A 24,996-nucleotide genomic window follows, 5' to 3' on the forward strand; every position below is an offset into this window, starting at 1 on the left:
CCTAGGCGTAAGGATCGTCGTCTTCGTCGACGACGCCCCACAGGTTCCCGTCCTCGGCCAGGTCGGCCTCGTCCGTCGACCGGGCGGCGCCGGTCGCCGCGGGCGCGGTCCACGGGTCGGCGATGATCGCGCTCGTGGCCGCGGCGGTGCCGACCGCTGCCGGCACCGCGCTGGGTGCGGCCGCGTCGCCGCTCGGTCGGTCCTCCTCGGCCGCGTCCTCGCTCAAGGTCGGCGGCTGGAGGGACGGCTCGTCCGCGGCCCGGGGCGTCTCGGTGCCGGTGGGCTGGTCGAGGGGCGGGGGTTCGAGGTCCATGTACGCGGGGTCGGCGGCGGCCGGGTAGTCCTTGTCGCTGCGGACGGTGCGGAGCGAGCGGAGCTCGGCTTCGGTGTCGGCGTTGCGGCGGACGAGGTCGTCGTCGACGGCGGTGTGGCGGGCCGCGTAGGCGCCCCAGCTCTGCTCGACGAGGGTGGCGTAGTGCTCGGTGGCGTCGGCGACGGCGAGGTCCTTGGCCTCCTCGACGGTGAGGCCCTGTGCGGGGTCGAGGCCGTCGCGTTCGACGGCGTCGGGCCTGGCGTACCGGTCGATGTGGTGGAGGATGCGCTCGTCGATGTAGTCGATGATCTCGGTGGCGAGCGCGGGCTCGGCGCCGGCGAGGGCGAGGACGTGCTCGGCGTCCTGGCAGGTGTAGCGGATGCAGTCGCCGTGCCACCAGGCGGGCCGGATGTGGACGGACACCCAGCTGTGCCAGTCGCCGTCGATCCAGAACTGCGCCGCGGGGTAGGGGATCTCGCCGGCGCCGCCGCCCTGGATCAGGTGGAGGGCGTCCTCGGCGGCCTGGAGGCTCGCGGCGGTGGCGTCGACGTCGTCGATGAGGTCTTCGACGAGGCCGCGGGTCTGGTCGCAGGCGGCTTCGAAGGCGTCGAAGCCGGCGCCGGACCAGCCTTCGGCGAGGTCGGCGAGGTGGGAGCGGATGCGTTCGGGCCAGTCGGCGAGGCGGCCGGAGACCTCGTCGGTCCAGGCGGTGCGCAGGTGCTGGAGCGAGTGGGCGTCGGCGTCGTCGGGCCGGACGGCGGCGAGCGCGGCGCGGAAGTCGGCCCCGGTCGGGTACGACGTCGCCGTCGCCTTCGGGCGGTGCGACTGCCCCTCGACCGGGACGGCGGCCATGACCTGCTGCCAGTGCCGTTCGGCGGGGTGGGCGGTCGCGTTGCCGCAGTCGGGGTGGGAGCAGCCGGGCCGGCCGGCCCCCGCGGCGTCGAGTGCTGAGGTGGACTCGTTGTCGCTCATCGGTCTTCACCTCGCGAGGGGAACGGGTGGCGTGACCTCTTCACCGTACCAACTGCGAGGGCTTCACGACAGCACCGCGAAGGCGCCTACCGGGGGCGGCGCCGGCGGAAGACCAGGGCGGCGAGCAGGACGGGGAGCACGAGGAAGACGAACACGACGATCACCGGGGCGAGGTGCTCGCCCGTGCCGGTCCCGGCCGTCCACGCGGTCGGCCGGCCCCAGCCGGCGTACAGGGCGGCCGGTTCGACGAGGAACGCGTCGAGGCGCTCGCCTTCGGTGCAGGGGCCGTCGACCTCGATGTCGACCTCGGTCGCGGGGCCGCCGCCGTCGGGGGTGAAGGCGCCGGTGCAGACCTCGTCGCCGCCGCCGGAGACGTGCGCCCGCTCGACCACGGCGGTCCCGTGCGTTCCGGAGCCGTCGGCCGCGGCCCGGAACGCCGTATATCTGACGGCGGTGATCGCGAGGGCGAGGAGCGGGACGGCGGCGAAGGCGGCGAGGACGAGCGCGCGGCGCCGGGGCGTCACCGCCATTCGACCGACTCGGGGTTCGTGAACCGGTCGGGGGCGTGGTCTTCCCACAGGTTGAGGAGCGAGTCGGGGATGCCGAGGGCGGGGCCGCCGCCGTCGAAGAGCGCGCCGGTCTCGCCGTCGCCCTTGTACACCGGGAAGATCGAGGAGACGCCCTGGAAGACGTGCATGGCGTTGGCGACGCTGGCGTGGCGGCCGCCGGGGGTCATGGTGGCGACGTTGACGCCGTACACGAGGAGGCCTTCGAGCATGTTGGCGAGTCCGGCGCCGGCGATGTCGAGCGGGTCGACGGGGTTGCCCTGGACCTGCTGGAACCCGACGGTGAACGCGGTGAGGCCGCCGGTGAGGGTCGCGCAGCCGGTGGAGACGGCGATGAGGTAGGACTCGATGCTCTTCATGGACGCGACGAGGCTGGTGGCGACGGTCTGGGCGCTGGCCATGATCGCGGGCGCGCCGGGGGCGGTGAGGACGCCGGCGAGGGCGGCGAGGTAGGCGGCGAGGAACGCGTCCATGACGATCGTGCAGGCGGTGAGGAACAGCCAGTAGACGGTGAGCATGACCGAGAAGGCGAGGAGCTGGGCGCCGATGAGGAAGGCGGTGACGGCGAGCTGCTGGAGCTGGGCCTTGACGTTCCCGGCGGCCTCGCGGAAGGCGTCGGCGTCGTCGCCCTTCCAGTTCCCGTCGTTGACGGTGTCGACCTCGGCTTGGAGGGCGTCGGCGGCCTCGATGTTCTTCTCGGCGAGGGAGACCCAGGCGCCGGCGGCCTTGAGGATGTCGCCGGGGTTGCACTGGTTGAGGTAGATGCCGGTGGCCATGGCCTGGACGGCGAGGCCGAAGACGACGGCGGGCGGCGCGATGGCGACGGCGCAGGACTTGATGACGCCGTTGTAGTACGGCGACATCTCCTCCCCCGCGTCGTAGAGGCTCTTCCCGGTGGACATGCGGCGGCTCCCTCAGTTGCCGCCGAACGCCTTGGCGCAGGCGTCGTCGGTGTCGGTCATGTCCTGGGCGCACGCGTCGAGGGCGTCCCGCAGCTGCCGGAAGCACTCGGCGGCGCCGGCCATGGACTCGGTGACGGTGGCGGTGGCGGCGGAGTACGCGGCGGCCATGGGGAGCGTGACGGTGGTGTAGAGGCTGCGGTCGATCTCGCTGAGGGCCGGGAGGTCCTCGTTGGTGGACTCGAGGACGGGGACGACCTTGCCGTCGATGCCCTCGCCGAGCCGGCGGACGAACTCGGGGTCGAAGATCCGGGTCATGCGCGTCCTGCCTTCCTCTGGAGGGTCTCGTTGGCCTGGGCGATGCGGTCGACGATCCGGGTCGTGGCAGCGCCGGCGCGTTCGGCGTCGTCGGGGGCATTGTCGATCGTCTTCGCCACTTCGTCGGGGAGGCCGGCGCGGGCGCGCTCCTCGGCGAGTCGCCCGACCTCCTCGCGGGCGCGGGCGATGAGGGAGGTGAGGGCCGCGCTGAGGCCCTCGACGCCGCGGCCGCGCGCGTCGGGTCCGATCCAGACGGCGGCGACGGCGCGCTCGGAGGTGGAGGTGACGGTGAGGTCGCCCTCGTCGCTGGCGGCCTCGGCGGTGAGGACGTCGCGGGCGGGTTCGGCGCGGGCGGCCTGCGCGGCGCGCATCGAGTTGAGGACGCCGTCGAGCCGGTTGGCGATGGCGCGGTCGAACTCGGGGTCGCGGCTGAGGGTGTGCTGGGGGGCCTCGATGCCGAGGCGGCCGCGCATGACGGCGGCGAAGTCCTCGAAGCCGCCGGTCGCGGCGGCCTGCTGGAGGCCGGTGACGGCGTCGATGCCGGCGGCGAGGGCCCGGTCGGACTCGGCGCCGGGGCGGGGCGTCCGCGCGGCGAGTTCGACGACGAGGTTCGCGATGGTGCTCGGGCTCTGGCGGAAGCCGGCGGGAGAGACCTCGACGGTGATGCGGCCTTCGCGCACGCGTAGCGTCACGTGCTCGTCGAGGTCGGTGAAGACCTGGTCGGCGTCGTTCACAGTCGCGGCTCGCTTCGCTGGAGGTCACTCCGAGGATAGCGAACCGCGCGGTCGGTGACCGTGCCGTTTCGTGCCGGATCGGGCGGCGCCGGCCCTGCCGCTACTGCGTGTTCGCGCCGTTCTCGAGCGGCCACACGGTGGCCTCGACGGAGCCGACGAGTTCGAGCGGGCCGACGAGGGAGGCGGTGCGGGCGACGGTGAAGTCGTCGAGGGCGAGGAGGCTGATACCGCCGCGGCTCTGGGCGACGGCGGCGTAGAACGCGCCGGTGCCCTTGTCCTGGAAGACCCAGCCGGGCCGGGTGTCGGTGGGGATGGTGGGGACGTTCGGGCGGGAGGCGGGGAGGCTCCCGGTCGCGGACGTGTCGGGGGCGTAGGGGGCCTGCGGGTGGCGCGGTTCGGGCGCGTAGTGGTGCGGCTGGTCCTGCGGGTCGGGTTCCACGGGCGTCTCCGTGTAGTCGGGGATCTGGTAGCGGGTCGGGTCGCCGGAGACCGGGATCGGCGGCGGCGTCGCGTGGTGGTGGTCGGGCACGGCGATCAGGGTGCGCATCTCGACCTTGCCCGCAATGAAGCTGACGAGCCACAGTCCGGCGGCGAGGGCGAGGAGGTCCACGCCCACGGCGAGGAGTACCCGCAGGTTCGCGTTCGAACCGGTGGCGAACTGCGCCAGGGAGAGGAGTCCGGCGGCGAGCGCGAAGACGACGAGGCCGACGAGCGCGCCGGCCATGACGGCGGGCCGGCCGAGGCGCGGCACGGGCGCGGAGGGCCACTTCTCGGAGGCGCGGACGCCGCCGAGGGCGGCGGCCGAGAGCGCGGCGACGGCGAGACCGGCGACGGCGAAGGCGACGCCGGCGGCGGTGAGCCGGCCGGCGATGTCGTCGATGTAGTCCATGGTGGTCTCCGCGTGGTCGGGCTGGCGCTGCGTGCGGCGGGCGGTGCAGGGCTGACGGGCTCTATTGTGCGGCTTGATCGTAGGTCACCGCGCGCTCCTAGTTTAGTGTCGGATTGCCGACACGCAGTGATCACGGCCATCGGATTGATATCGCCCGGCTTATCTGTTTCAGTTCTTCATGTCCGGCCTCACGGTCGCTCTTCGGCCCGACGAAGGTGCGTTCCGTCAGGGGTGCGGCATATGATGAGGGCAGACCCCGCAATGGGTTGGGAGACAAGAAACATGAGTGAAAATTGCGTTACGTGAGATTCTAGTGGCTCGTGTGACGGAAGGATGGGACTGATGACTGTGAGAGAGACACTCTGGACGGTGGCCGCGCACGCCCAGGCCGGCGCCGAGATCAACACGCAGGGGATCATCGGGTTCTTCCTGTCGAAGATCGCCCCGATCCTCCTGGCGATCCTCGGCCTCATCTTCATCGCCCGCGCCAACAAGGGCGAGGTCAGCCGGGTCCTCACCTCGTCGACGATCGCCATCATCGGCATCGCCTTCATCGCCGGCGCGGTGGTCCTGGTGGCCGTCGGCGGCGGCCTGGTCGACGTGCTGTTCAGCCAAGAGGACTAGCAAGCCCCCACATCGCCCCTGAGTAGTGAGGCCGGACGGAGGACGCCCATGCGCTTGCGCACCGACGACGACATCTACCGTGCCCGCCTGCTGTACCTCGGCCCTCCCGGATACACGCTCCCCGTCCACCTCCCGTACGGCCAGTACGGGGCGTTCGCCGCGCTCCTGGCCCTGTTCATGTTCGTGCGCTGGGCCTTCACCGGCGACGTCGACCTCTTCCCCGCCATCGAGATCTCCCTCGCCCTCGTCGCGACCTCGCTGATCTTCCGCTACGTCGACGCCGACCGGCCCGCGACCACCGTCATCCGCACGCTGCTCACCGACTGGAAGCACACGCGGGGCAACGGCCACGAGGTCCGGATCCCGGCGTTCACGACCCGTTCGATCCGCCTGCGGCCCACGCTCGTGGAGCCCGTCCGAACCGAGGAGCGCCTATGAGCGGCGAGGACCGCCGTCAGCCAGTCGCCAAGTTCTCCGCCCCCCGCCCCCCCGCGCCCGTGCGGGACCGGGAGCGGTCGTCCGGCGACCTCGGCGACGACGCCACCGCCCTCGCGGACGCGGTGTTCCGCGCGGAGCCCGCGAGGGGGCCCGGCCGGGCGGAGCCGGCGGGCGGTCCCGTGCGGACGGAGTCCGCGCCGGCCCGGAGCGGGCCGTCGCAGCCGCTCCCGCAGGGCGAGCCGACCCGGCCGAGCCAGCCGTCCCCAGTGGAGTCACTGCGACACGCGTCGCCACCTGCGTCGATGACCCCTCCCTCCACCGCTCGTCCACAGGGTTATCCCCAGAGTTATCCACAGAATCAGCCGAGTTATCCACAGGGGTATCCACAGCGTTACCCACAGGCTCCCACCAGCGGGAATCCACAGGGTCATCCACAGCGCAACGGAAGTTATCCACAGCAGGGGCCGAGTTATCCACAGGCTCCTGACCAGGGTCGCGGGAGTGTTTCCACAGGTCGCCGTCAGGCGGCGCAAACCAGTACACAACGGCCTCCCGGGCAGGACCTCGTGCCGGTGCGGCAGTCGCGCGCCGAGGCGGTGCCGGTGCCGTCCGGCGACGCCAAGCCGGTCCGCGTCAAGCCGATCGGGGCGCAGAAGGAGCGCCAGCCGCTCCGGGAACTGAGCCTCACCGAGATCGCCGGGCACGTGACGTTCACGCCCGCGTCGGTCACCGCCTGGTACAAGCTGCCGGGCGTCCGCTGGTCCTTCCGGCCCGACCTCGAGCGCGAGGCGCTCATCATCGCGGTCGCCGAGCAGTACGCCGGCCTCGCGGGCATGCGCGTCCACCTGCGCCGCACCACCCGGCCGTTCCCGGCCGACCAGTGGGCTCGCACCGTCGACCGCCACACCGCGCGGCCGCTGCGCACCGTCCCGGGCGGCACCAGCTGGGCCGACCACCTCGTGGCCGCGCAGCGCCACCTCCAGCAGCTCTCCCACGCCGAAGGGGAGACGTTCCTCGGCATCACGTTCTCGCGCCGCGGCGCGTTCGACCAGCTCGGCGAGAAGGTCGGCCGCATGTTCGGCCGCGGCACCAAGCTCTCCGAGCGCGAGAAGATCGAGAAGCGCAGCCTCCAGTTCGACGAGGTCCTCGGCTCCTTCGGCGTGCGCGCCCGCCGCGCCACCACCGAGGAGCTCGAGTGGCTCGTCTACCGGTCGGTGGCCCTCGGCATGGAGCCGCCGCGCCTGCTCTCGGGCTCGAACCAGGACTGGGAGCCCGGCGACGTCCTCGCCCTGACCGAGTCGATCGAGCGCTATCGCAGCCCGTACGGGTCCACCGTCAAGCTCGTCAACCGGCTCACCGGCGAGGAGAAGCACACCGCGGTCCTCACCGTGGGGCGCATGGAGGAGCTCGAGATCCCGCAGCGCCACGAGCCGTGGCTGCACTTCCACGAGCGCTGCCCGTGGCCGGTCGAGCTGTCGAGCCGCATCGACATCCTCGGCGCCGGCGAGGCCTTCCGCGACCTCGACCACCGGCTCCGCCTCATCCGCTCCCAGCAGCGCGACTACGACGAGCACGCGATGGACGCCCCGCCGGAGCTCCAGCGCCTCGCCGAGCGCGCCCTCGGCGTCGGCGACGAGATGACCACCGGCCTGCCGATCGACGCGGCCCGCGCCCACGGCTGGCACCGCCTCGCCGTCACCGCGGACACGAAGGAGGAGTGCCTGGAGCGCGCCCGCACGCTCATGCAGATGTACCAGCGGGACATGCGGATCAGCCTCCAGCACCCAAAGAACCAGGACTGGCTCGCCCGCGAGTTCATCCCCGGCGAACCGGTCGCCCAAACCGGGTACGTGCGCCGCATGCCCGTCAAGCTCATGGCCGCGGCCCTGCCGCAGGCCGCCTCCGTCGTCGGCGACCGCCGCGGCGACCTCATCGGCCGCACCGCCGGCACCTCTCGCAGCCCGGTCTTCCTCGACCTGCACTTCGCCACCGAGGTCCGCGAGAAGTCGGGCCTGTCGGTGTTCGTCGCCGAGCCCGGCGGCGGCAAGTCGACCCTGATGGGCGCCATCGGCTACCTCGCCGCCCGGCGCGGCGTCCAGGTCACGCTCCTCGACCCGTCGGGGCCGCTCGCGAAGCTCTGCGAGATGCCCGAGCTCAAGCCGTTCTCGCGCGTGCTCAACCTGACCGGCTCGGAGTACGGGACGCTCGCGCCGTACGCGCTCATCCCGTCCCCGCGCCGCGAGCACTACGCCGACACGCCTGACGGGCAGCGCGAGTACGACATCGCCGTCTCCAACGCCCGCTCCGAGCGGCGCATGCTCGTCCAGGACATCTGCGCGATGCTCCTGCCGCCGCAGGTCCAGCGCGAGGCGAGCACGGCCCGCCTGCTGCGCCACGCCGCCCGACACGTCCCGGCCGAGGAGGACTCCGCGCTGGAGGACCTCGTCGAGTCCCTCCAGGAAGCCGAGGACCACGTCACCGGCGACGGCGCCGAGCTCGCGGCGCTCCTGCTCGACACCGCGGAGATGCCGCTCGCGAAGCTGTTCTTCGGCAACCCCGACAAGGGGGTCCTGGAGGACGACACGGCGCTCACGGTGATCACCATGTCCGGGCTGCGCCTGCCTGACCTCGGCATCGAGCGCGAGTACTGGTCCGCGGAGGAGGCGCTCGCGCTGCCGATGCTCCACACCGCGCACCGGCTCGCCGTCCGCCGCGCCTATGGCGGCGACATGCACCGCCGCAAGCTCGTCGGCCTCGACGAGGCCCACTTCATGGAGGGCTGGAAGTCCGGGCGGTCGTTCCTGGTGCGGCTGGCCCGCGACTCGCGCAAGTGGAACCTGGCGGCGCTGGTGGCCTCGCAGAACCCGAAGGACATCCTCGGGCTCGACGTCCAGAACCTGGTCTCGACCGTGTTCGTGGGCCGCATCGCGGAGGACGCGCAGATCGCCGAGGAGGCGCTGAAGCTGCTGCGCGTGCCCACCGGCGTCGGCTACGAGTCCGTGCTCGCGTCCCTGTCCGAAGTGGACGCGTCCGAGACGCGGAAGCTCCCCTACCGCGAGTTCGTCATGCGCGACGTCGACGGCCGCGTCCAGCGCATCCGCGCCGACTTCAGCTGGGTCCGCGGCCTGCTCGACCACCTGAACACCACGCCCGGGGAGGACCAGTGACCGACCCCTCCGCCCACGACCTCGCCCCTCCCGCCCCCCGCCACCTAGCCCGCCTGGGCGGCCGCGCCGCCCGGATGCTCCTGGTCCTGGCCGCGGCCCTGGGCGCGCTGGTCTTGACGCCGAGCGCGGCCGGGGCACAGGGAGACGAGGGCTGCTCGGACTACGAGTGGCACACGGCCTGGTCGCAATGCGTCGAGGAACTGCCCGAGGCGCAGGAGCTCCAGTGCGAGGCGGCACCCCAACCCGCCTCGCCCGACTCCGGCATGGCCGGCTGGTTCGCCGAACCGAGCCAGCTCGACCAGAGCGAGGGCATCGGCACCTACAGCAGGTACGGCTACGCGGGCTACCAGCTGCCGATGTACGGCTCCCAGCAGATGAGCGTCGGCGGCCAGTGCGTGGACTCCGTCTCGATCCCGAACGGCGCCGACACCGCGAACGCCTTGGCGAACATGGAGTTCAACCTGTCGGTCGCCACGGTCGGGGCCGCGAACTCGATGCGGCAGGCCGCGTGGGAGCCGGACACCATGTGGGGCTGGTCCAACCGCTTCATGGAGCAGGGCACCGAGGTGCTCTACCGCCAGATCTTCACGGTCTTCGGCGCGGTCACGGTCGGCCTCATCGGCCTGTACCTGCTGTGGCGCTCGCGCCAGGCCGACATGAACAACGCCGTCACCACCGTGGCGTGGGCGGTGCTCATCCTCGTGCTCGTCACGGCGGTGGTGCGCTGGCCGGTCAAGGCCGCCGAGTACACCGACCAGGCGCTGACGATCGGCATGGACTTGAGCACGGTGCTCATCAGCGACGACACCGCCGACGGCTGCGTGCGGATCGACGGCCTGACGCAGCAGGAGTACGAGGACCTCAAGGAGGACAACGAGGCCAACCCGGACTTCTGCATCGACACCCGCTCCGCCGCGGTCACCGCCTCCGACACTGTCTCCGGGCAGGTCCTGTACCAGAACTGGCTGCGCACCATGCTCGGCCAGAGTGAGGAGGTCACGTTCCAGGAGCGGAACGGCGAGGTCGTCGAGGACGGCGAGGGCAACCCGGTCGTCACCGAGTCGAACACGGCCTACAAGTACGGGCCGGCGCTCTTCGCCGCGCAGGCGATGTCCTGGCAGGAGAACGAGGAGGCCGAGGACTCCGCGACGGTCCGCAACCGGCTCATCGAGGAGAAGCAGGAGCTCTGGCAGAGCCTGGTCGCGCAGATCCAGACCGAGGACCCGGAGGCGTACGCGAACATCAGCGGCCAGCGCGCCTGGGAGCGCACCGGCACCGGCCTGCTCGCGCTGCTGACGGCGATCTTCTTCTCGCTGTTCGACCTCACCGCGTCGATCCTCATCATCCTGGGCTTCATGATCGTGCGGTTCGCGATCGTGGCGCTGCCGATCATCGGCACCATCGCCCTGCTCCGCCCGGCGGGCGGCCCGTTCAAGCGCCTGGTGAACACCGTCCTGGGCGCGATCATCAACGTCGCGATCTTCTCGCTCGCGGCGGTCATCTACATCTGGGCGTCGAGCCGCATCCTCCAGACGGCCATGCCCGTGTGGCTGCAGGTGGTCATGATCGGACTCCTGGGCGTCGCCGCCTGGCTGCTCCTCAGACCCGGCAGGCGGATCGCGGGCCTGGTCGGCGGCAGCGGCCCGGCGGACGCGTTCCTCGGCCGGCGCGGCGGCGACTCCGAGCGCAGCGCCGAGCGCGAACGCGAGCAGGAGCGGGCCCGGATGCGCCGCGACGACGCCCGCCCCGAGGAGTCCTCCGACACCGTGCGCCCCCTGCGCGCTGGGAAGGGCGACTCGCTGCCGGAGCAGCAGACGACACCGGACAAGCCCGTCGGCTCCACGAGCGGCGCGGGCTCCAGCACGTCCACCGGTTCCGGTGGTGGAGAGGTCTACCGGCCTTCGAGAAGGGAATGACGGATGAACCGCGCCCTCCGGATCATCTTCTCCCGCTACGGGATCGTCGTCATCATCCTCGTGCTGGTGCTGGGCGTGATCGCGCTCGCGAACCGGCGGCAGGAGACCCCGCTCGACGGCACGAACGGCGTCGACGGCACGGACGGCGCCGCGTCCTCTGAGGCGTTCACCGAGGACGACGGGTTCGCGACCGAGGACTGCACCGGCGACGACTGCTACGCCGAGGAGGAGCTGCCGCAGGAGGCGGTCGACCGGGCGGTCGAGTTCACCGCGGCCTGGCTCAACCCGGGCGGCTCCGGGCAGGCGGCCTGGTTCGATTCGATCGAGCCGTACATGACCGCCGAGACGGCCGAGGCGATGACCGGCGTCGACCCCGAGACGGTGCCGGCCGAGGAGATCAGCGGCGAGCCCGCCGCCGACGGGTCAAAGGTGAGCATCCCGCTCGACACGGGGACGCTGACGCTGACGATGCTCGAGGGCGCCAACAACTGGACCGAGAACGGCTGGCTCGTTTCGGCGATCGACTGGGAGCAGTCATGAGCATCGTCAGCAGTGAAGCGGCGTCGAAGGAGCGCGCGGACGACCCCGCGGCGCCGCGGGTGCCGAAGCGGCTCAGGCCGCTGGTGTGGACGCTCGCGGTCCTGAGCGTCTGCTGCCTGGGCGCGGTCGTGTCGATCGTGCAGCTCCTGTCGGACCAGTCGGACGAGGAGGACGGCAACGTCGTGCTCGCGGGCTGCGGTACGAACGTGGTGATCGACCCGGACTCGGAGTTCCCCGAGATCGGCCCGTACAGCTCCGAGCAGATCGGGAACGCCGCGGTCATCATCGCGGTCGGGCAGGACCTCGAAGTACCGGTGCGCGGCTGGGTGATCGCGGTCGCCACCGCGATGCAGGAGTCGCGGCTGACGAACCTCGGGCACTTGGGCGAGGACAACGACCACGACTCGCTGGGCCTGTTCCAGCAGCGGCCGTCTTCCGGTTGGGGGACGCCGGACCAGGTCACCGACCCGGTGTACGCCTCCACGAAGTTCTACGAGAAGCTCGTCAAGATCGACGACTGGGAGACGCTGCCGCTGACCGTGGCGGCGCAGCGGGTGCAGATCTCGGCGTTCCCGGACGCGTACGCGAAGCACGAGCCGCTCGCGACGGAGATCGTGAACACGCTGACCGGCGGCGGCGCGAACGTGTCGGCGGTGAGCACTCAGCTGGGCACGTGTGCGCAGCCCGGTGAGCTGTCGGCGGCGGGCTGGATGTCCCCTGTGGCCGGGCCGGTGTGGTCGGGGTTCCAGACTCCGGAGCGCCCGACGCACAACGGCGTCGACATCGGCGCGCCGCGCGGCGCGACCGTGGTGGCGGCCTCGAGCGGGACCGTGATCACCTCGGAGTGCAACGCGAGCCTGCACGGGCAGCCGTACTCGTGCGACGTCGACGGCTCGCCGGAGGTGGCCGGCTGCGGATGGTACGTCAACATCCTCCACGCCGGCGACTACCTGACCCGCTACTGCCACTTCGGGTCCGCGCCGCTGGTGAAGGAGGGCGACGTGGTCCAGGCGGGCCAGATCCTCGGCTACGTCGGCTCCTCGGGCCGCTCCAGCGGCCCCCACCTGCACTACGAGACCCACCTGAACGCCGACCGCAGCCCGGCGGGCGCGGTGGACCCGGTGGCGTTCATGCAGCAGATGGGCGCCCCGCTCGGCTGACGGGCTTCGTTCGCCTCTGCGGTTCACCACCGGTCCGGCCGACAGTGCGATGAGCCGGCCGGACCGGTGAGCGTCCCTGGAAGGCGACCGCGGGTCAGCCGTCTACGTGCAGTCCGAATCCGCTGCGGCCGGCAGGTTCCAGCCCTTCCTTCAGGTGCAGCGAGGGGATCTCGTAGTCGCCGAAGTTCTGCCGCCGGTACGGGATCGGCTCGGTCGACTCGATGGTGAGGAGGCGCTGCTCCCATGCCTTGGCGACGTCCGCGTAGTCGTCCTCGGTCATGCGGTCGGTGCCGTACAGCACGAACGGCGGCAGGACCTCGATGCCCGGGTAGTAGAGGATGCCGTGCTGGATCGGGAACAGCAGGTCGTCGATGGGGCCGTTGATGCCGCGGGCGGCGTAGTGCGACTCCGGTCCGCCCGCGGTCACCGACAGCAGCGCCTTCCTACCGGCGAGGGTGCCCTCACCGAAGCGCTCGCCGTACTTGACGTCGCTGTGCTCGCCGACGCCGTACGCGAAGTGGTAGGTGAACACCCGGTCCACCCAGCCTTTGAGGATCGCGGGCATCGCGTACCACCACAGCGGGAACTGGAAGACGATCGTGTCCGCCCACAGCAGCTTCTCCTGCTCGGCGCGGACGTCGAGGGTGAGCTCCCCGGCGTCGAACGCCCAGCCCGAGTTCAGGGCGACGTTCAGGGGACTCGAGGCGTGGGGACCGAAGTCCGCGGCGTCCACGACGGCCTTCCAGTTCATCGCGTACAGGTCGCTCACCCGGACGTCGTGCCCTGCGGACTCCAATACGGACACTGCGAGGTCTTTCAGGGAGCCGTTGAGGGACTTGGGCTCGGGGTGCGCGTAGACGATGAGCGTCTTCATGTGAACTCCTTCTGATCGGGTGCCTTCCATACTGGGCACCGCAACCGCCGCTGTTCAGGGGCGCTGCTTCCGTCGGACGGGACTTCCTGGTAACGGCAGGACCACCCTCGCGGCCGCCGCCGCGGTCATACTTGGGGCATGACTTCGGGCCTGGACGACCTCGCGAGCTTCCTGCGGACCCGGCGCTCCCGGATCGACCCGGCCAGCGCCGGCATCCCCACCGACCGGCGCCGCCGGGTCGAGGGCCTGCGCCGCGAGGAGGTCGCGCACCTGTCCGGGGTGAGTGTCGACTACTACGTGCGCTTGGAGCAGGGCCGCGCAACGCAGCCTTCCGAGCAGGTCCTCGACGCGCTCGCCCGCGTCCTCGGCCTCGACGAGACCGAGCGGGGACACCTGCACCGGCTCGCCCGGCAGCGCCGCCGCGCGAAGGCGCCGAACGGGCGGGTCCGGCCGGAGCTGCTGCGGGTCCTCGACCTGGTCGCCGACGCGCCCGCGCTGATCATGGACCACCGCTTGGACGTGCTCGCGGGGAACCGCCTCGCCGGGCTGCTCTACAGTCGGCCGCTCCGGGGCCTGAACACCGCCCGGCACCTCTTCCTCGAGGAGTCCGAGCGGGGCCTGTACGCGGGTTGGGAGCAGTGCACGCTCGACGTGGTCGGGCATCTGCGCCTGGCCGCCGGGAGGTTTCCGGAGGATCCGCGGCTGGCTTCCCTCATCGGCGAGCTGGCGATGGGCAGTGAACGTTTCCGCCGCCTTTGGGCCCGTGCGGACGTGCGGGCGCGGACGCACGGGCGCAAGTCGTACCGGCACCCGCTGGTGGGAGCGCTGGACCTCCACCAGGAGAACTTCGCGCTCCCTGATGAGCCGAGCATGGAGCTGATCGTGCTCTCCGCGGCCCCTGGTAGCCCCGCCGAGGACGGGCTGCGTCTCCTCGCGGCCCTCGGCGCGGAGAGCGGCGACCCGCATCCCGTAGTGAACGCTCCGGTCCGCGAGTGACGCGACGACATCGCTGCCGGGAACGCGAAAGCGGCCCTCCCGCGGATCTGGCTGGAGTGGTGAGCGAACCGGTGGCCGGACCCGCAGTCACGCGAGTCTGGCCGGCGTCCGCGAGAACTCACATCAGTCGTCAGCGTCCATGAGGCCGTCGCCGCCTCCGAGCGAGGCCACGCAGTCGTCCTCGACGGTGAGTTCGAACGAGAAGGTCTCCTGGTTCAGTTCCCCTTGGAGCGTCACCTCGGCCGCGAACGCGGCGGTGGAGTCGTCGGCGGACTCGGCGGGGTCGACGCTGACCCATCCCGTGGTGGGGCCGTTGGTGGCGGCCCAGTCGTCGATGGCGGCGTCGAGTTCCTCCGGCGTGATGCCGGAGAACGGGTTGCATTGGATCTCGCTGGCGGCCTGCGGGTTCCGGGTGCCGACGATGTAGGTCAGGAACTCGGAGGCGAGGGACTCGGGGTCGATGATGTTGCCGGTGGAGCCTTCTGACCCGTCTGAGCCGGTGGAGCCGGGTTCTTCCTCTTCGGGCTGGGTGGCGTCGGAGACGCAGTAGGTGCCGTCGTTCTCCTGCACGGTGACGACGAATTCCTCGTGCCGCTGGGTGCCTTGGTAGATGTAGGAGACGGTGCCCGTGATGGATATTCCGTCGCTGGCGGGTACGGGGTCACCGGTTTGGAGGTCGATGTCGGTGATGCCGCCGAGCTCGTCGGCATACGACTCGCGGATCGCGTCCAAGTCCCCCGGGGCGAGTTCCGGGGAGGCGTCTTCGCAGAGCGCGGCTTCGGCGCGGTCGAGGTCTTCGTTGGAGCCGTAGCGAAGGTAGCTCCAGGCGGCCCCTTCCGCGTCCGTCGCGGCCTGGTCGCGCGGGTCCTGGTTCTCCTCGCTGCCGCTGGCGGCGATGCTCGGGGCGGCCCAGGCGCCGAGGGCGAGGACGATGGCCCAGGCGCCGGCCATGGCGCCGACGCGGGGCCATTTGCGGGGCGGGTCGGCGTATTTCGCGGTCTCGGGGTCGTCGACGGGGACGACGCGGTAGCGCTTGCCGGCGGCGTCGCCGACGATGGCGGGGCCGGACGGGCGGGCCGTGCGGGCGCGCCTGATGGTGCGGCGGAACAGACCCTTGCGCATGGGACCACCCTATTGGACGGGACCCACTCGGCTCAACCGGAAGCTGCCGGGGACGCACCCCGTCGCCGATTCGGGTCCCGGGGGCCGCGCCCGGTGGAACACTGGCGGTGCGGGAGGGCGGCATGGGGTTCACGACGGTGGAGCGGACGAGTCCGGACGGGTTGTTCAGGGCGGTGTACCGGGAGTTGCTGGTGCCGTCGTTCCCGCCCGAGGAGCTGGACGCGGAGGACGTGCTCGCCGCGGCGCTCGAGGACGGTTCGGCGAACCTGTTCGCGGTGGTGGACGAGGCGGGCGCGCCGGTCGCGGCGGCGTTCGGGGAGTGGTCGGCGGAGTCGCGCGTCCAACTGCTGACGTACCTCGCGGTCGGGCCCGCGGCGCGCGGCGGCGGGATCGGCGGGCGGCTGCTGCGGGAGGCCGTCGGGGCCTGGGCCGCGCGCCGGGACCCGTGCCTGGTGGTGGCGGAGATCGAGGACCCGGACGCGCCCGCGGACGAGGCGCACGGCGACCCGCGCCGGCGCCTGGCGTTCTACGAGGCCGCGGGCGCGGAGGTCCTCGACGTCCCGTACTTCCAGCCGGGCATCGGGGGCCCTGAGCGGCGCGTCCACGGGATGCTCCTGCTGGTCCTGCACGCCGCCCCGGAGCTGCGGCTCGGCGAGCGGGTCGACGGGGAGGCGCTGCGCCTGTTCATGGAGGACTACCTCGAGGAGGTCGAGGGCGGCGTCGGCGCGGACGCGGAGACGGCGGCGCTGTTCGCGGCCCTGGACCGTCCCGGCGGGGTCCCGATGGGCCCGTGGCACCCTGGGAAGTGAACGGGGCGTTCACTACGGGCGTGTAGACGCGGCGTTCAGCGTCCGGCGTGCTCCAGGTACTGCATCAGGTTCGCGGCGGACTGCTCGAGTTTCCCGTCGCCGCCGATGACGGCGCGCAGGTCCTCGGGTTCGCAGGGGCGGCGGTCGGCGAGGCGGGCGATGTCGAGGAAGTGCGGGGCGGTGTCGGTGCGGCGGTAGGCCGCGAGCTTGTGGTGGCCGTCGATGAGGAACGCGGCGCAGTCCTGCTCGTCGCCGGGGGGCTCGGAGCGCAGGAGGACGGCGAGGGGCCGGCGGCCGCGCCGGATCTCGTCGGCGTACTCGCCGACGGTGGCGTCGTCGAGCGGCGGCCAGTGGTCGGTGGGGATGACGGCGGTGCCCTCGGTGCCGATGGCCTCGTACGGGTACCACCACGCGGAGCGGTTCTCGCCGAACGGCTCGATGTGCACGTTCGCGTCGGGCCAGCGCCGGACGCCGTACGCGCCGGGCTGGAGGAGGCGGAGGATGGGGGCGGCGAGGGCGACGGGGTCGGCGTCGCGGTCGGGTCCGCGGAGGCGTTCGCGCATGTCGCGGAGGCTCTCGCGGTGGCGGGCGTCGCGGGTGCGGATCGCGAACCGGTCGATGGACCCGGAGCCGGTGTAGCCCTCGACGATGAGAGGCCGCCACCCGACGCGGAGGGCGCTGGCGCCGTCGTGCCCGCCGACGGCCAGGGTGCCGTCGCCGTCGTCGACCTCGACGACCTCGTATCCGAGCGACTGGGCCAGCCGCATGATCATGTCGCGTCTCCAACCTGCCGCGGGGTGCCGCGGGCGTTCGATGCCGTGCGGACCGCGCCCACCCTAGTACCCCGAAACACGCGGGTTGAAAACCGTGCCGACGGTGGCGGGGCGGGTTTTTCGGGGACACCGCGGTCCGTGGCGCGCGCTTACACTGAGTGCCATCCCCGCCTCACCCCTCCGGAGAGCCGACCCATGGCCGAGCCGCCCCCGCAGTACCCCGTGTACCCGGCGTACCCGCCGCAGTATCCGTACGCTTGGGCGCAGCCGCCGCGCCGTCCGGGCCTGACGACGGCCGCGGTGGTCCTCATGTGGGTGCAGGTGGGCCTGGGCCTGATCGCCGGGGTCGCCACCGCGTACTCGCTGACCGCGAACCGGGACGTGTTCGCGGCGCTCGTCCCGGGCCTGGCGGACTGGGTGCCGCTGGTGCTGCTCCTGTTCTCGGCGCAGGCGCTCCTGTTCGCCGCGCTGCGGTCCCTGTTCGCGGTGCGGATCATGCGGCGCAGCCGGTCGGCCCGGCACGGCGCGATCGTCGTGGAGGCGGTCGCGATCGCGTTCCAGGTGACGTGGCAGATGGTGCTGTACTCGGCGTCGATGCCGGCCCACGTCGAGTCGGGGCGGTCGTTCACCTTCCAGTTCGACTGCACGGGGATCATCCTGTCGATCCTGATCCTGTGCTTCCTCGGCCCGGCGCGGTCGGCGCGCTGGTGCGACCGCTGACTCGAATCCCGTTGCCCACTGTGGCGCGGGCACCTTATGGTGGGGCGCGAAAGTGAGGGTTGCTCCGTGACCAAGTTGAACCAGATCATCGCGATCGAGAAGAGCGTCAAGGCGAAGGCCGCCCGCGCGCTCGGGGACGCCGGGCGCGAGCTCGCGAAGGCGCCGCTGCTGTCGGGCATCTCCCGGACCTACCAGCCGAAGGACGAGGAGGGCGAGCAGCTGCCGCCGGAGTCCACGAAGGTGCAGCGGCGGGTCGAGGAGCAGCTGCGCGAGGTCTCCGCGGCGATGACGCGCCTGTTCGACGTGACCGCGACGAAGGACCGCACGAACGCGGTCGCGACCGCCGACGTCAAGGTCGACGGCGAGGTCCTCCTGGCCGACGTCCCCGTCACGTACCTGCTGTTCCTCGAGAAGCAGCTCGCGGACCTCCAGGCGTTCGTGAAGGGCCTGCCGGTCCTGGACGCCGCGGAGTCGTGGACGTTCAACGAGGCCGCGGACTGCTTCGCGACCGACCCGGTGCGGACGGTCCGCACCAAGAAGGTCCCGCGCAACCACGTGAAGGCCGAGGCGACCGAGGAGCACCCGGCGCAGGTCGAGGTGTACTACGAGGACATCCCGGTCGGCTACTGGACCACGGTGAAGTTCTCCGGCTCGGCGCCCGCGAAGCGGGTCGCGCAGCTCTCGGACCGCCTGGAGAAGCTCGTGATCGCGGTGAAGTTCGCGCGCGAGGAGGCGAACGGCACCGAGGTCGTCGACGAGCAGATGGGCGCGAAGGTCTTCGGGTACCTGCTCGGCGACTGACACAGACCCCCCTGTTTTGAGCGACAGGGGTGGCGCGCAAGCGCCGAACCACGCTGAAACTGAGATTCAGTCGTAGCAGCACGCGGTTGTGTTGGGGGTTCGAGTCCCTCCCCTCCGGCCAGACCAGCCGGAGGGTGGCCCAATCGGTAGAGGCGTACCGCGAAGACTCAGACTCTCGCTCCAGTATCAGCATTCGCCACGCCGCGCGTCCGGCGAGTAGTCCTCTGGGACACAGGAGTTGAAGGTTCGAATCCTTCCCGCCGCACCACATGCGGTGGTAGCTCAACGGTAGAGCACTGTGCTAGCAGCAGACTCAACGGCTACCGCAGGGCGAAGCGGCCACTATGTGGCACATGGCGGCCCGGTGTCGAGGTCAACGACCCGGGCCGCACCTCCCCGCGGCCCCCCGGGCGCGGGGCGGGCCCGACCGGCCGGGTAAGGCTGTCCCTACCGGCGAAATGCCTGCTCGCAGGCTCGAAGACGGGTCCCGCGGGGACGAGTATTGACAGCATGAAACAGATCGTCAAGCAGCTCGGCGCCGACTCCGCGTACCTGCTCTCCTCGTTCCCCATCGCGCTCCCGGCGTTCGTGATCACCGTGACCGGCTTCGCCGCCGGCGTCGGCACCGCGGTCGTCTGGGTGGGCGTGCCGATCCTCGCCGCGACCCTGCTGGCCATGCGGGGCCTGGCCGCGGCGGGCCGGTTCCAGCTCGAATCGGTCCTCGGCCGGCCCGTGGCCCCGCCCCGCTACCGCCGCGCCCCCGAGGGCTCCTCGGCGCTGCGCCGGTTCCTGACGCCGCTCACCGACGGCCAGTCGTGGCTGAACCTCCTGTGGGGCCTGGTCAACTTCCCGCTCGCCGTCGCCGGCTTCACCGTCGCGCTGTCCTGGTGGGCCGCGACCGTCGCGTCCCTCGCGTACCCTCTGTACGCCTGGGCGATCCACCGCGCCGGCGGCGACGACGGCATCGAGTACGCGACCCGCTGGCTCGGCTGGGGCGACTCCTACCTCGCCGTCTCGGCCCTCTCGGTCGCCGGCGGCCTCGTCATGGCCCTGCTGCTCCCGCTGATCCTGCGCGGCTTCGCGCTCACCCAGGCCGGCCTGTCCCGCGGCCTCCTCGCCTCGCTGACCGAGGCCGACCACCCGCACGGCCCCGTCCGCTCGGCGCTCGCCGACGCCGAGGTCACCCGCGTCCAGGACCGCCTCTCCGCGGCCTGAACCCGACTCGCGCCCGAGGGCGGCCGCCGCACGCGGCCGCCCTCCCCGCGTGCCCGCGAGCGCCCGCCCGCGGTGATAGGTTGGCCCGCATGGCATCGCACGGGCACCACCACGGCGGCGACGAGCAGGCGGCGTTCGACTTCGCCGAGGCCGCACCCCGGTTCCGCGAGCAGGCCGACGCCGAGACGCCCCGGTACCGGCGCCTCGCCGCCGCCCTCGCCGACCCCGGCGCCCGGGTCGCCGCCGACATCGGCTGCGGGGCCGCGAGCATGGCGTTCGCGCTCGCCGAGACGATCCCGGGCCTGCGCGTCACCGCCGTCGACGCCGAACCGGCGATGCTCGACCTCGTCCGCGAACGCGCCGCCGAACGCGGCACCCCCGTCCGCACCGCCCTCGCCTCCGTCGACGACCCGGACGCGCTCGCCGCCGCCGTCGACGGCCCCGCCGACTTCATCTGGGCCGGCCACGTCATCCACCACGCCGCCGACCCCCAGGCGGCCCTGGACCGCCTGGCGGCGCTCCTGGCCCCCGGCGGGCGCCTCGCGATCGGCGAAGGCGGCACCGCGCCCCAGTTCCTCCCCGCGAACCTCGGCATCGGCCGCCCCGGCCTCGAACTGCGCCTCATCGAGGCCGGCGCCCGGCGCCTCGCCGACGAACTCGCCGCGCACGGCGGCACCCCGCTCCCCTACGGCTGGAACCTCGCGCTCGAGCACGCCGGCCTCACCGGCGTCGAGACGCGCAACGAACTCGTCGCCAAGACCGCCCCGCTCACCGGCCCCGACCTCGACCACGCGATCGCGGCCCTGGAGACGAAAGTCGGCTGGTTCGAGCGCTACCTCACCGCCGAGGACCGCGACACGTGGACGCGCCTCCTCGACCCCGAGGGCCCCGACTGGCTCGGGCGCCGCCGCGACCTCCACCACCTCGGCATCGACACCGTCTACACCGCCGTGCGACCCGCCTAGGTCACTCCTCGGCGTCCAGCGTCCCCGACTCGATCTCCAACTGGAACAACCGGTCGAGCGCCGCCAGCCCGTACACGTCCTCCACGCCCTCCGCGCACGCGAAGTCGCTGAGCAGGTCGAACCCGTCGCCGACCCCGAGCCGCCCCAGCCGGTACGCGGCCTCGATCCGCCCCGACCAGTGGAAGCACGAGTCGACCGCGAGCACCGAGTACGCCTCCACGCCCGCCTCCGGGTCGATCCCGTGCATCGCCTCGGCCGCGTCGATCCCCAGATGGTGGTCCATCACGGACTCGACGCCCTTCACCAGCCGCCACAGCGCGTCCCGGGCGTCCTCGAGGTTGTCGTCGGCGAGCTGCTCCGCGCAGATGATCCGCAGCCGCGCCGTCACCAGCGGCGCGTTCGCCAAGTGCCGCAACGCCATCGCCGCCGCGGGCCGGTTCACGCGGCGCAGCGCGTTCGCCGCCGAGTGCCGCACGTACTCGCTCACCCCGTCGTCGGTGACCAGCTGCATGAGCGCGATCGCGGCGGGCCGGGCGGCACTGTCGGCGAGCGCGCTGGCCGCGTCGAGCCGGTACTTGTCGCCGACGGCCGGGTCGGTGGCGATCGCCTCCAGGGCCTGCACGGCGTCGCCGAGGTTGAAGCGGCTCATGTGCTCCGCGGCCTCGAGCCGCACCTCGACGTCCACTTCGGAGGCGACGGTGACGGGCGCGAGCCGCAGCGCCATCGCCTCGCCGCCGAGGTCGACGAGGTCCTGGATGAGCTGGACGCGCACGTCCGCGTCGACCGACTCGTCCTTGATGGACGCCACCAGGTTCGTCATCGCGCGGTCGCGCCGCTCGGCGTGACCGTCCGCCTCATGAGCCTCGCCCGCGTCCCAGAACCCGTGCCGCGCTTGCGGACCGGACGGCGCGGCGGGCCCGACGCGGGCGAGCTGGCGGCGGCGCTGCCACAGGCCCGTGGCCCAGGTGGCGGCGATGGCGGGGCCGAGGAGGCCGTAGCCCCAGAACCGGTTGATCTCGAGCAGTTCCACTACGGGGACCGGAGCGAGGACGGAGGAGAACCTGAGCGTCCAGAGCCCCATTGCGTCTGCGTTCGCCATACGTTGAACCTCGGGTAGAAGCGGTCTTCTGTGCTGCCTGAACTTCTCGGTACGGCGCCGTGCGGGGCCCCGGCCGGGGCCGGACGCAGAGGGCCGGGCATAAAGCGTAGTCCTCCAACGCGAACGGCGGTCGCACAGGGTGTGCGACGGGCACCGGTGCGCGGTTGCCGCCCGCCCGCCGCGAAGTTACCGCCCAGTCAACCCCGCGACCTGCGCATTCGCGGGTGCCACAATCTCGCTTCGGGGCTGTACGATCGGAGGCACCGGTGGAACCCATCCCCGTGTCCGGCCCAAGCCCCTGAGCAGACGAGGCGTGTTAGAGCTATGACGTATCCGCCCCCCGGCGGCGAGAACCCGCAGTACCAGCTGCAGCCCGAGCCGCAGCAGCCCAGCGACCCCTACTCGCAGGGGTACAACACGCCTCCGCCTCCCACGAACTACTACCAGCAGCAGCCCGGCTACTCCCAGCCGCAGATGCAGCAGCCGCCCCAGTACACCCAGCCCGGGCCGCCGCCGGTCGGCGTGCAGCCCGGATACCCGACCGCGCCCGGCTCGGTGCTCCCGCCGCCGATCCCGCCGGCCAAGCAGGGCGGCAACCTCTTCCTGATCCTCGGCATCGTGGTCGGCCTCGTGGTCGTCCTCGGCGTCGCCGCGGTCCTCCTCATCCCCAAGCTCACCGAGGACGACGCCGACCCGCAGGCCGACGGCGGCGGCAACGAGACCAGCGAGTCCGCCGAGGAGCCCGAGCAGTCCGACGAGCCCGCCGAGGAGCCGTCCGAGGACGGCGGGGAGGATGGCGGCGACTCCGGCAGCACCCTGGAAGGCTGGGGCACCCCGGTCAACTCGGACTCGTTCGACGCGAACACCCCCGAGGGCGCGGCGATCACCTACCGCATCGCGGCCGACACCGACGACGACGCGGCCCTCCAGTCGGTCGTCTGCGCCGAGCCGAGCAGCGACATGCAGTTCGACGTCGACTGGGAACTCGACTACACCGGCGGGAACTACGGCTTCCTGCTCTGGAGCATGTCCAAGGAAGAGAACGGCGAGACCAAGGTGTGGGTCGGCTGGACCATGGACGACCTCGCCCCGGACTCGGCCGATGACCTCTCCACCGGCTACACGTTCACCGCCGTGGAGGAAGAAGGCGCTTGGAAGCTCTGCCACGTCGAGTATTAGTTCGGCCCGGAAGGCAGGGACAGCTTGACCAGGTGCGGCCCGCGTTCGCGGGCCGCACCTGGTTTCATCTTCAGCGAGAAGGCCGGGGCGCTCCTGCTAGCAATTGCAGTCGCCCGGCGTGACCGCTTCCCACCCGGAGACGGTCTGCCTCCGCGCCCAGTCCTCAACCCGCTCACCAGGGGGTCGCCTTCCCTCCCGGCGTCTTGCGGGCATTCGAAATCAGGGTCCAGGATCGCCCCAATCGCGCGCGCTCAGAAAGTTATCCACAGGCCGGAAATCATTTGTTGACGCTCCGTGACGCTTCGGCGACCGTTGACGTATGACACAGATTTCGACGTACCGCACCGCTTCGGCGACACTGACCGATCCGTTCTCGGGGAGCGACCCGCTCGAGCCCTGCGAAGACCTGCTCCTGCGCTTCGAGACGGTCTTCGAATCCGACTTCAGCCAGGTCGCGACCGGCCGCACGGCGGCCTGGATCCACGGCTTCGACGTCCTGCCGCCCGGGGCCGACCAGCGCGAGTGGCCGGTCGAGAGCTCCTCGGACCCGCCGCTGGCGGAGGTCACGGTGGTCGACGGGCTCCCGGTGACGACACTCGCCCGGACCCTGGTCGACTGCGCGGCCGACCTCCCGCGGCTCGAGGCGGTCGCGGCCGCCGACCAGATCCTGCGCGCCGGTGTCGAAGTCCAGCGCCTCGCGGACGCCCTCGAACCGCTGCACGGCGACCGGCTGCGGCGCGCGAACGCGACACTGCTCGCCGCGGACCCGCGCGCCGAGTCGCCGATGGAGTCGTGGACGCGCTGCCTCATCGCGGACGCGGGCCTGCCCGCGCCGGTCCCGCAGCTGCGGACGCGCGCGCCGAACGGCAGATCGCGCTTCCTCGACCTCGGCTGGGAGCGGTGGCGGGTCGGGGTCGAGTCCGACGGCATGGCCGCCCATCTTGGCCTCGCGGCCGAGACGGGCGACCGGCGCCGCCACCACCTGCTCCAGAATCTCGGCTGGGACGTCGAGGTCCTGACCGCCTCGGACGTCATGGAGCACCCGCGCCCGTGGCTGGTCAAGCTGCGCGACCTCCTGCTCGCCAAGGGATGGGAGCCGAGCGCCAACGAGCTGCACGACATCGACGCGCGAATCGAGGCGGTGTCCATGGCGCTCAAGCGATAGCGGCGGTCAGGCGCGCACTGAGACGGACCGGGAAGGCGCCACGGTCGCAGCCGTCAGAGTGGGTGGGCGAAAGGCGTGGAAGCAGGGTGGGCTGGGCGACGGGCGGGTGGGTGGAAGCGGGGTGGGTGGGGGGAGGGGGAGGGGGAGGCCCCCCAGGAGGGGCCCGGTGCTGAGCGGGGGTGGGACGGGCCGGGTCCAGCGGGTGAAATCGCGGACCTGCGTTCGGGCGCGGGCGGGCTAGGATCGTTGCGAGCGATGTTCGAGTACGACGGGGAGCGCACGTGGCCGAGGGGACCTTCAGCGGGTTCGCGCGCCCGGCGGAACCCACGCCGCAGGAGATCAAGGCGTGGGCGCTCGACCCGTACTCGACCGCTCCCGAAGGGCGCCAGTGGGACCTCACCCTCGCCACCGACGAGCTCGCCGACACCTGGCTGGAGCTCGCCGGGGACCCGACCTGCCCGAAGCGGTCCTTCGCGCTGCACGTCCTCTACATCTACGCCGGCGACGCGGTCCGCACCAAGTTCCGCGTCCACCCGCGCAAGCACGTCGACCGCCTGCTGGAGGCCGCGTCCGAGTCAAGGGACCAGTATGTTGGACTGTGGGCAGCCAACACCAAAGCGCTGATCCGCCAACCCGACCTGTTCGACTACCACGAATGGTGCAACGGCGGCCTGGTGCGCCGGCCGCGGCGGCTCAACCCCGGCCCGACGAGAAGATGAGAAGCCATGGCACCGCTTGAACA

The 24,996-nt window shown here is 71.9% G+C and carries 25 protein-coding genes; 15 read left to right on the plus strand and 10 right to left on the minus strand.

All coding sequences use genetic code 11. From position 1 onward, the window contains the following. Position 1: 1 nt before the first annotated feature. From EIW28_RS12190 to EIW28_RS12215, 6 genes are all read right to left on the minus strand, one after another. Entirely contained in the window at positions 2-1,285 is a 1,284-nt protein-coding gene (locus tag EIW28_RS12190) for a WXG100 family type VII secretion target (RefSeq protein ID WP_125247974.1), read from the minus strand. 86 nt (positions 1,286-1,371) lie between these two features. Beyond that, the gene (locus tag EIW28_RS12195; protein ID WP_125247975.1) at positions 1,372-1,815 is read right to left on the minus strand and encodes a hypothetical protein; all 444 of its coding nucleotides are present in this window, start codon (positions 1,813-1,815) and stop codon (positions 1,372-1,374) included. Next, positions 1,806-2,753 (minus strand): WXG100 family type VII secretion target, encoded by a 948-nt coding sequence (locus tag EIW28_RS12200; RefSeq protein WP_125247976.1) that lies wholly within the window; start codon positions 2,751-2,753, stop codon positions 1,806-1,808. Before EIW28_RS12200 ends, EIW28_RS12195 begins: the two co-directional genes overlap by 10 nt. 12 nt (positions 2,754-2,765) lie before the next feature. Continuing rightward, complete coding sequence (locus EIW28_RS12205) at positions 2,766-3,068, minus strand: type VII secretion target (protein ID WP_125247977.1); 303 nt, start codon at positions 3,066-3,068, stop codon at positions 2,766-2,768. Continuing rightward, positions 3,065-3,802: a hypothetical protein gene (locus tag EIW28_RS12210; RefSeq protein WP_125247978.1), complete on the minus strand. Its 738-nt coding sequence runs from the start codon at positions 3,800-3,802 to the stop codon at positions 3,065-3,067. The genes EIW28_RS12205 and EIW28_RS12210 overlap by 4 nt, the downstream gene beginning before the upstream one ends. Positions 3,803-3,902: 100 nt before the next feature. Then, on the minus strand, positions 3,903-4,691 hold the full coding sequence (locus EIW28_RS12215) for a hypothetical protein (RefSeq protein WP_125247979.1): 789 nt from the start codon (positions 4,689-4,691) through the stop codon (positions 3,903-3,905). 342 nt (positions 4,692-5,033) lie between these two features. Here EIW28_RS12215 and EIW28_RS12220 point away from each other — a divergent pair, with 342 nt between their 5' ends. Genes EIW28_RS12220 through EIW28_RS25390 form a run of 6 tightly spaced genes read left to right on the plus strand, consistent with a single transcriptional unit; the run spans position 5,034 to position 12,536 of the window. Next, the gene (locus EIW28_RS12220; protein WP_106363021.1) at positions 5,034-5,315 is read left to right on the plus strand and encodes a hypothetical protein; all 282 of its coding nucleotides are present in this window, start codon (positions 5,034-5,036) and stop codon (positions 5,313-5,315) included. Positions 5,316-5,363: 48 nt separating this feature from the next. Next, positions 5,364-5,753, plus strand: coding sequence for a hypothetical protein (locus tag EIW28_RS12225; protein WP_197717222.1), 390 nt, complete (start codon positions 5,364-5,366; stop codon positions 5,751-5,753). Further along, positions 5,750-8,920, plus strand: coding sequence for an ATP-binding protein (locus EIW28_RS12230; protein ID WP_125247980.1), 3,171 nt, complete (start codon positions 5,750-5,752; stop codon positions 8,918-8,920). The genes EIW28_RS12225 and EIW28_RS12230 overlap by 4 nt, the downstream gene beginning before the upstream one ends. Next, positions 8,917-10,836 (plus strand): hypothetical protein, encoded by a 1,920-nt coding sequence (locus EIW28_RS12235; protein ID WP_125247981.1) that lies wholly within the window; start codon positions 8,917-8,919, stop codon positions 10,834-10,836. Before EIW28_RS12230 ends, EIW28_RS12235 begins: the two co-directional genes overlap by 4 nt. Positions 10,837-10,839: 3 nt before the next feature. Next, positions 10,840-11,376, plus strand: coding sequence for a hypothetical protein (locus tag EIW28_RS12240; RefSeq protein WP_125247982.1), 537 nt, complete (start codon positions 10,840-10,842; stop codon positions 11,374-11,376). Then, the gene (locus EIW28_RS25390; protein WP_125247983.1) at positions 11,373-12,536 is read left to right on the plus strand and encodes a M23 family metallopeptidase; all 1,164 of its coding nucleotides are present in this window, start codon (positions 11,373-11,375) and stop codon (positions 12,534-12,536) included. Before EIW28_RS12240 ends, EIW28_RS25390 begins: the two co-directional genes overlap by 4 nt. Before the next feature lie 94 nt (positions 12,537-12,630). On the opposite strand, the gene EIW28_RS12250 is transcribed toward EIW28_RS25390, so the two are convergent. Then, a complete protein-coding gene (locus EIW28_RS12250) occupies positions 12,631-13,410 on the minus strand; it encodes an NAD(P)H-dependent oxidoreductase (protein WP_125247984.1) in 780 nt (259 codons plus the stop codon). 150 nt (positions 13,411-13,560) lie between these two features. On the opposite strand from EIW28_RS12250, the gene EIW28_RS12255 reads away from it, so the two are divergent. Beyond that, positions 13,561-14,406, plus strand: a complete 846-nt coding sequence (locus EIW28_RS12255) for a helix-turn-helix transcriptional regulator (RefSeq protein ID WP_125248347.1) — start codon at positions 13,561-13,563, stop codon at positions 14,404-14,406. A 123-nt stretch (positions 14,407-14,529) separates the two neighbouring features. Here the strand turns inward: EIW28_RS12255 and EIW28_RS12260 are convergent, their stop codons facing one another. Next, a complete protein-coding gene (locus tag EIW28_RS12260) occupies positions 14,530-15,528 on the minus strand; it encodes a hypothetical protein (protein ID WP_125247985.1) in 999 nt (332 codons plus the stop codon). Positions 15,529-15,650: 122 nt separating this feature from the next. On the opposite strand from EIW28_RS12260, the gene EIW28_RS12265 reads away from it, so the two are divergent. Continuing rightward, positions 15,651-16,337: a GNAT family N-acetyltransferase gene (locus tag EIW28_RS12265; protein WP_125247986.1), complete on the plus strand. Its 687-nt coding sequence runs from the start codon at positions 15,651-15,653 to the stop codon at positions 16,335-16,337. A 35-nt stretch (positions 16,338-16,372) separates the two neighbouring features. On the opposite strand, the gene EIW28_RS12270 is transcribed toward EIW28_RS12265, so the two are convergent. Next, on the minus strand, positions 16,373-17,110 hold the full coding sequence (locus EIW28_RS12270) for a hypothetical protein (protein WP_125247987.1): 738 nt from the start codon (positions 17,108-17,110) through the stop codon (positions 16,373-16,375). Between the two features lie 195 nt (positions 17,111-17,305). Between EIW28_RS12270 and EIW28_RS12275 the strand changes: the two genes are divergently transcribed. The 4 genes from EIW28_RS12275 to EIW28_RS12290 all read left to right on the plus strand — a co-directional run bounded on the left by EIW28_RS12275 (position 17,306) and on the right by EIW28_RS12290 (position 20,811). Continuing rightward, positions 17,306-17,830: a hypothetical protein gene (locus EIW28_RS12275; RefSeq protein WP_125247988.1), complete on the plus strand. Its 525-nt coding sequence runs from the start codon at positions 17,306-17,308 to the stop codon at positions 17,828-17,830. A 66-nt stretch (positions 17,831-17,896) separates the two neighbouring features. Then, the gene (locus tag EIW28_RS12280; RefSeq protein ID WP_125247989.1) at positions 17,897-18,631 is read left to right on the plus strand and encodes a DUF7873 family protein; all 735 of its coding nucleotides are present in this window, start codon (positions 17,897-17,899) and stop codon (positions 18,629-18,631) included. A gap of 510 nt (positions 18,632-19,141) precedes the next feature. Then, positions 19,142-19,846, plus strand: coding sequence for a sensor domain-containing protein (locus EIW28_RS12285; protein ID WP_125247990.1), 705 nt, complete (start codon positions 19,142-19,144; stop codon positions 19,844-19,846). Between the two features lie 89 nt (positions 19,847-19,935). Continuing rightward, entirely contained in the window at positions 19,936-20,811 is an 876-nt protein-coding gene (locus tag EIW28_RS12290; protein ID WP_125247991.1) for a class I SAM-dependent methyltransferase, read from the plus strand. Position 20,812: 1 nt separating this feature from the next. Here EIW28_RS12290 and EIW28_RS12295 read toward each other — a convergent pair whose 3' ends face one another. Next, the gene (locus EIW28_RS12295) at positions 20,813-21,910 is read right to left on the minus strand and encodes a hypothetical protein (RefSeq protein WP_125247992.1); all 1,098 of its coding nucleotides are present in this window, start codon (positions 21,908-21,910) and stop codon (positions 20,813-20,815) included. Positions 21,911-22,234: 324 nt separating this feature from the next. Here EIW28_RS12295 and EIW28_RS12300 point away from each other — a divergent pair, with 324 nt between their 5' ends. The 3 genes from EIW28_RS12300 (at position 22,235) to EIW28_RS12310 (ending at position 24,973) form a co-directional block, all read left to right on the plus strand. Then, on the plus strand, positions 22,235-23,089 hold the full coding sequence (locus EIW28_RS12300) for a hypothetical protein (protein ID WP_125247993.1): 855 nt from the start codon (positions 22,235-22,237) through the stop codon (positions 23,087-23,089). A 319-nt stretch (positions 23,090-23,408) separates the two neighbouring features. Continuing rightward, positions 23,409-24,254 (plus strand): hypothetical protein, encoded by an 846-nt coding sequence (locus EIW28_RS12305; protein WP_125247994.1) that lies wholly within the window; start codon positions 23,409-23,411, stop codon positions 24,252-24,254. A 281-nt stretch (positions 24,255-24,535) separates the two neighbouring features. Then, a complete protein-coding gene (locus EIW28_RS12310; protein WP_125247995.1) occupies positions 24,536-24,973 on the plus strand; it encodes a hypothetical protein in 438 nt (145 codons plus the stop codon). Positions 24,974-24,996 lie beyond the last annotated feature (23 nt).

Origin of the sequence: Glycomyces terrestris (genome assembly GCF_003933745.1) — a bacterium.
Lineage (GTDB): Bacteria > Actinomycetota > Actinomycetes > Mycobacteriales > Micromonosporaceae > Glycomyces > Glycomyces terrestris.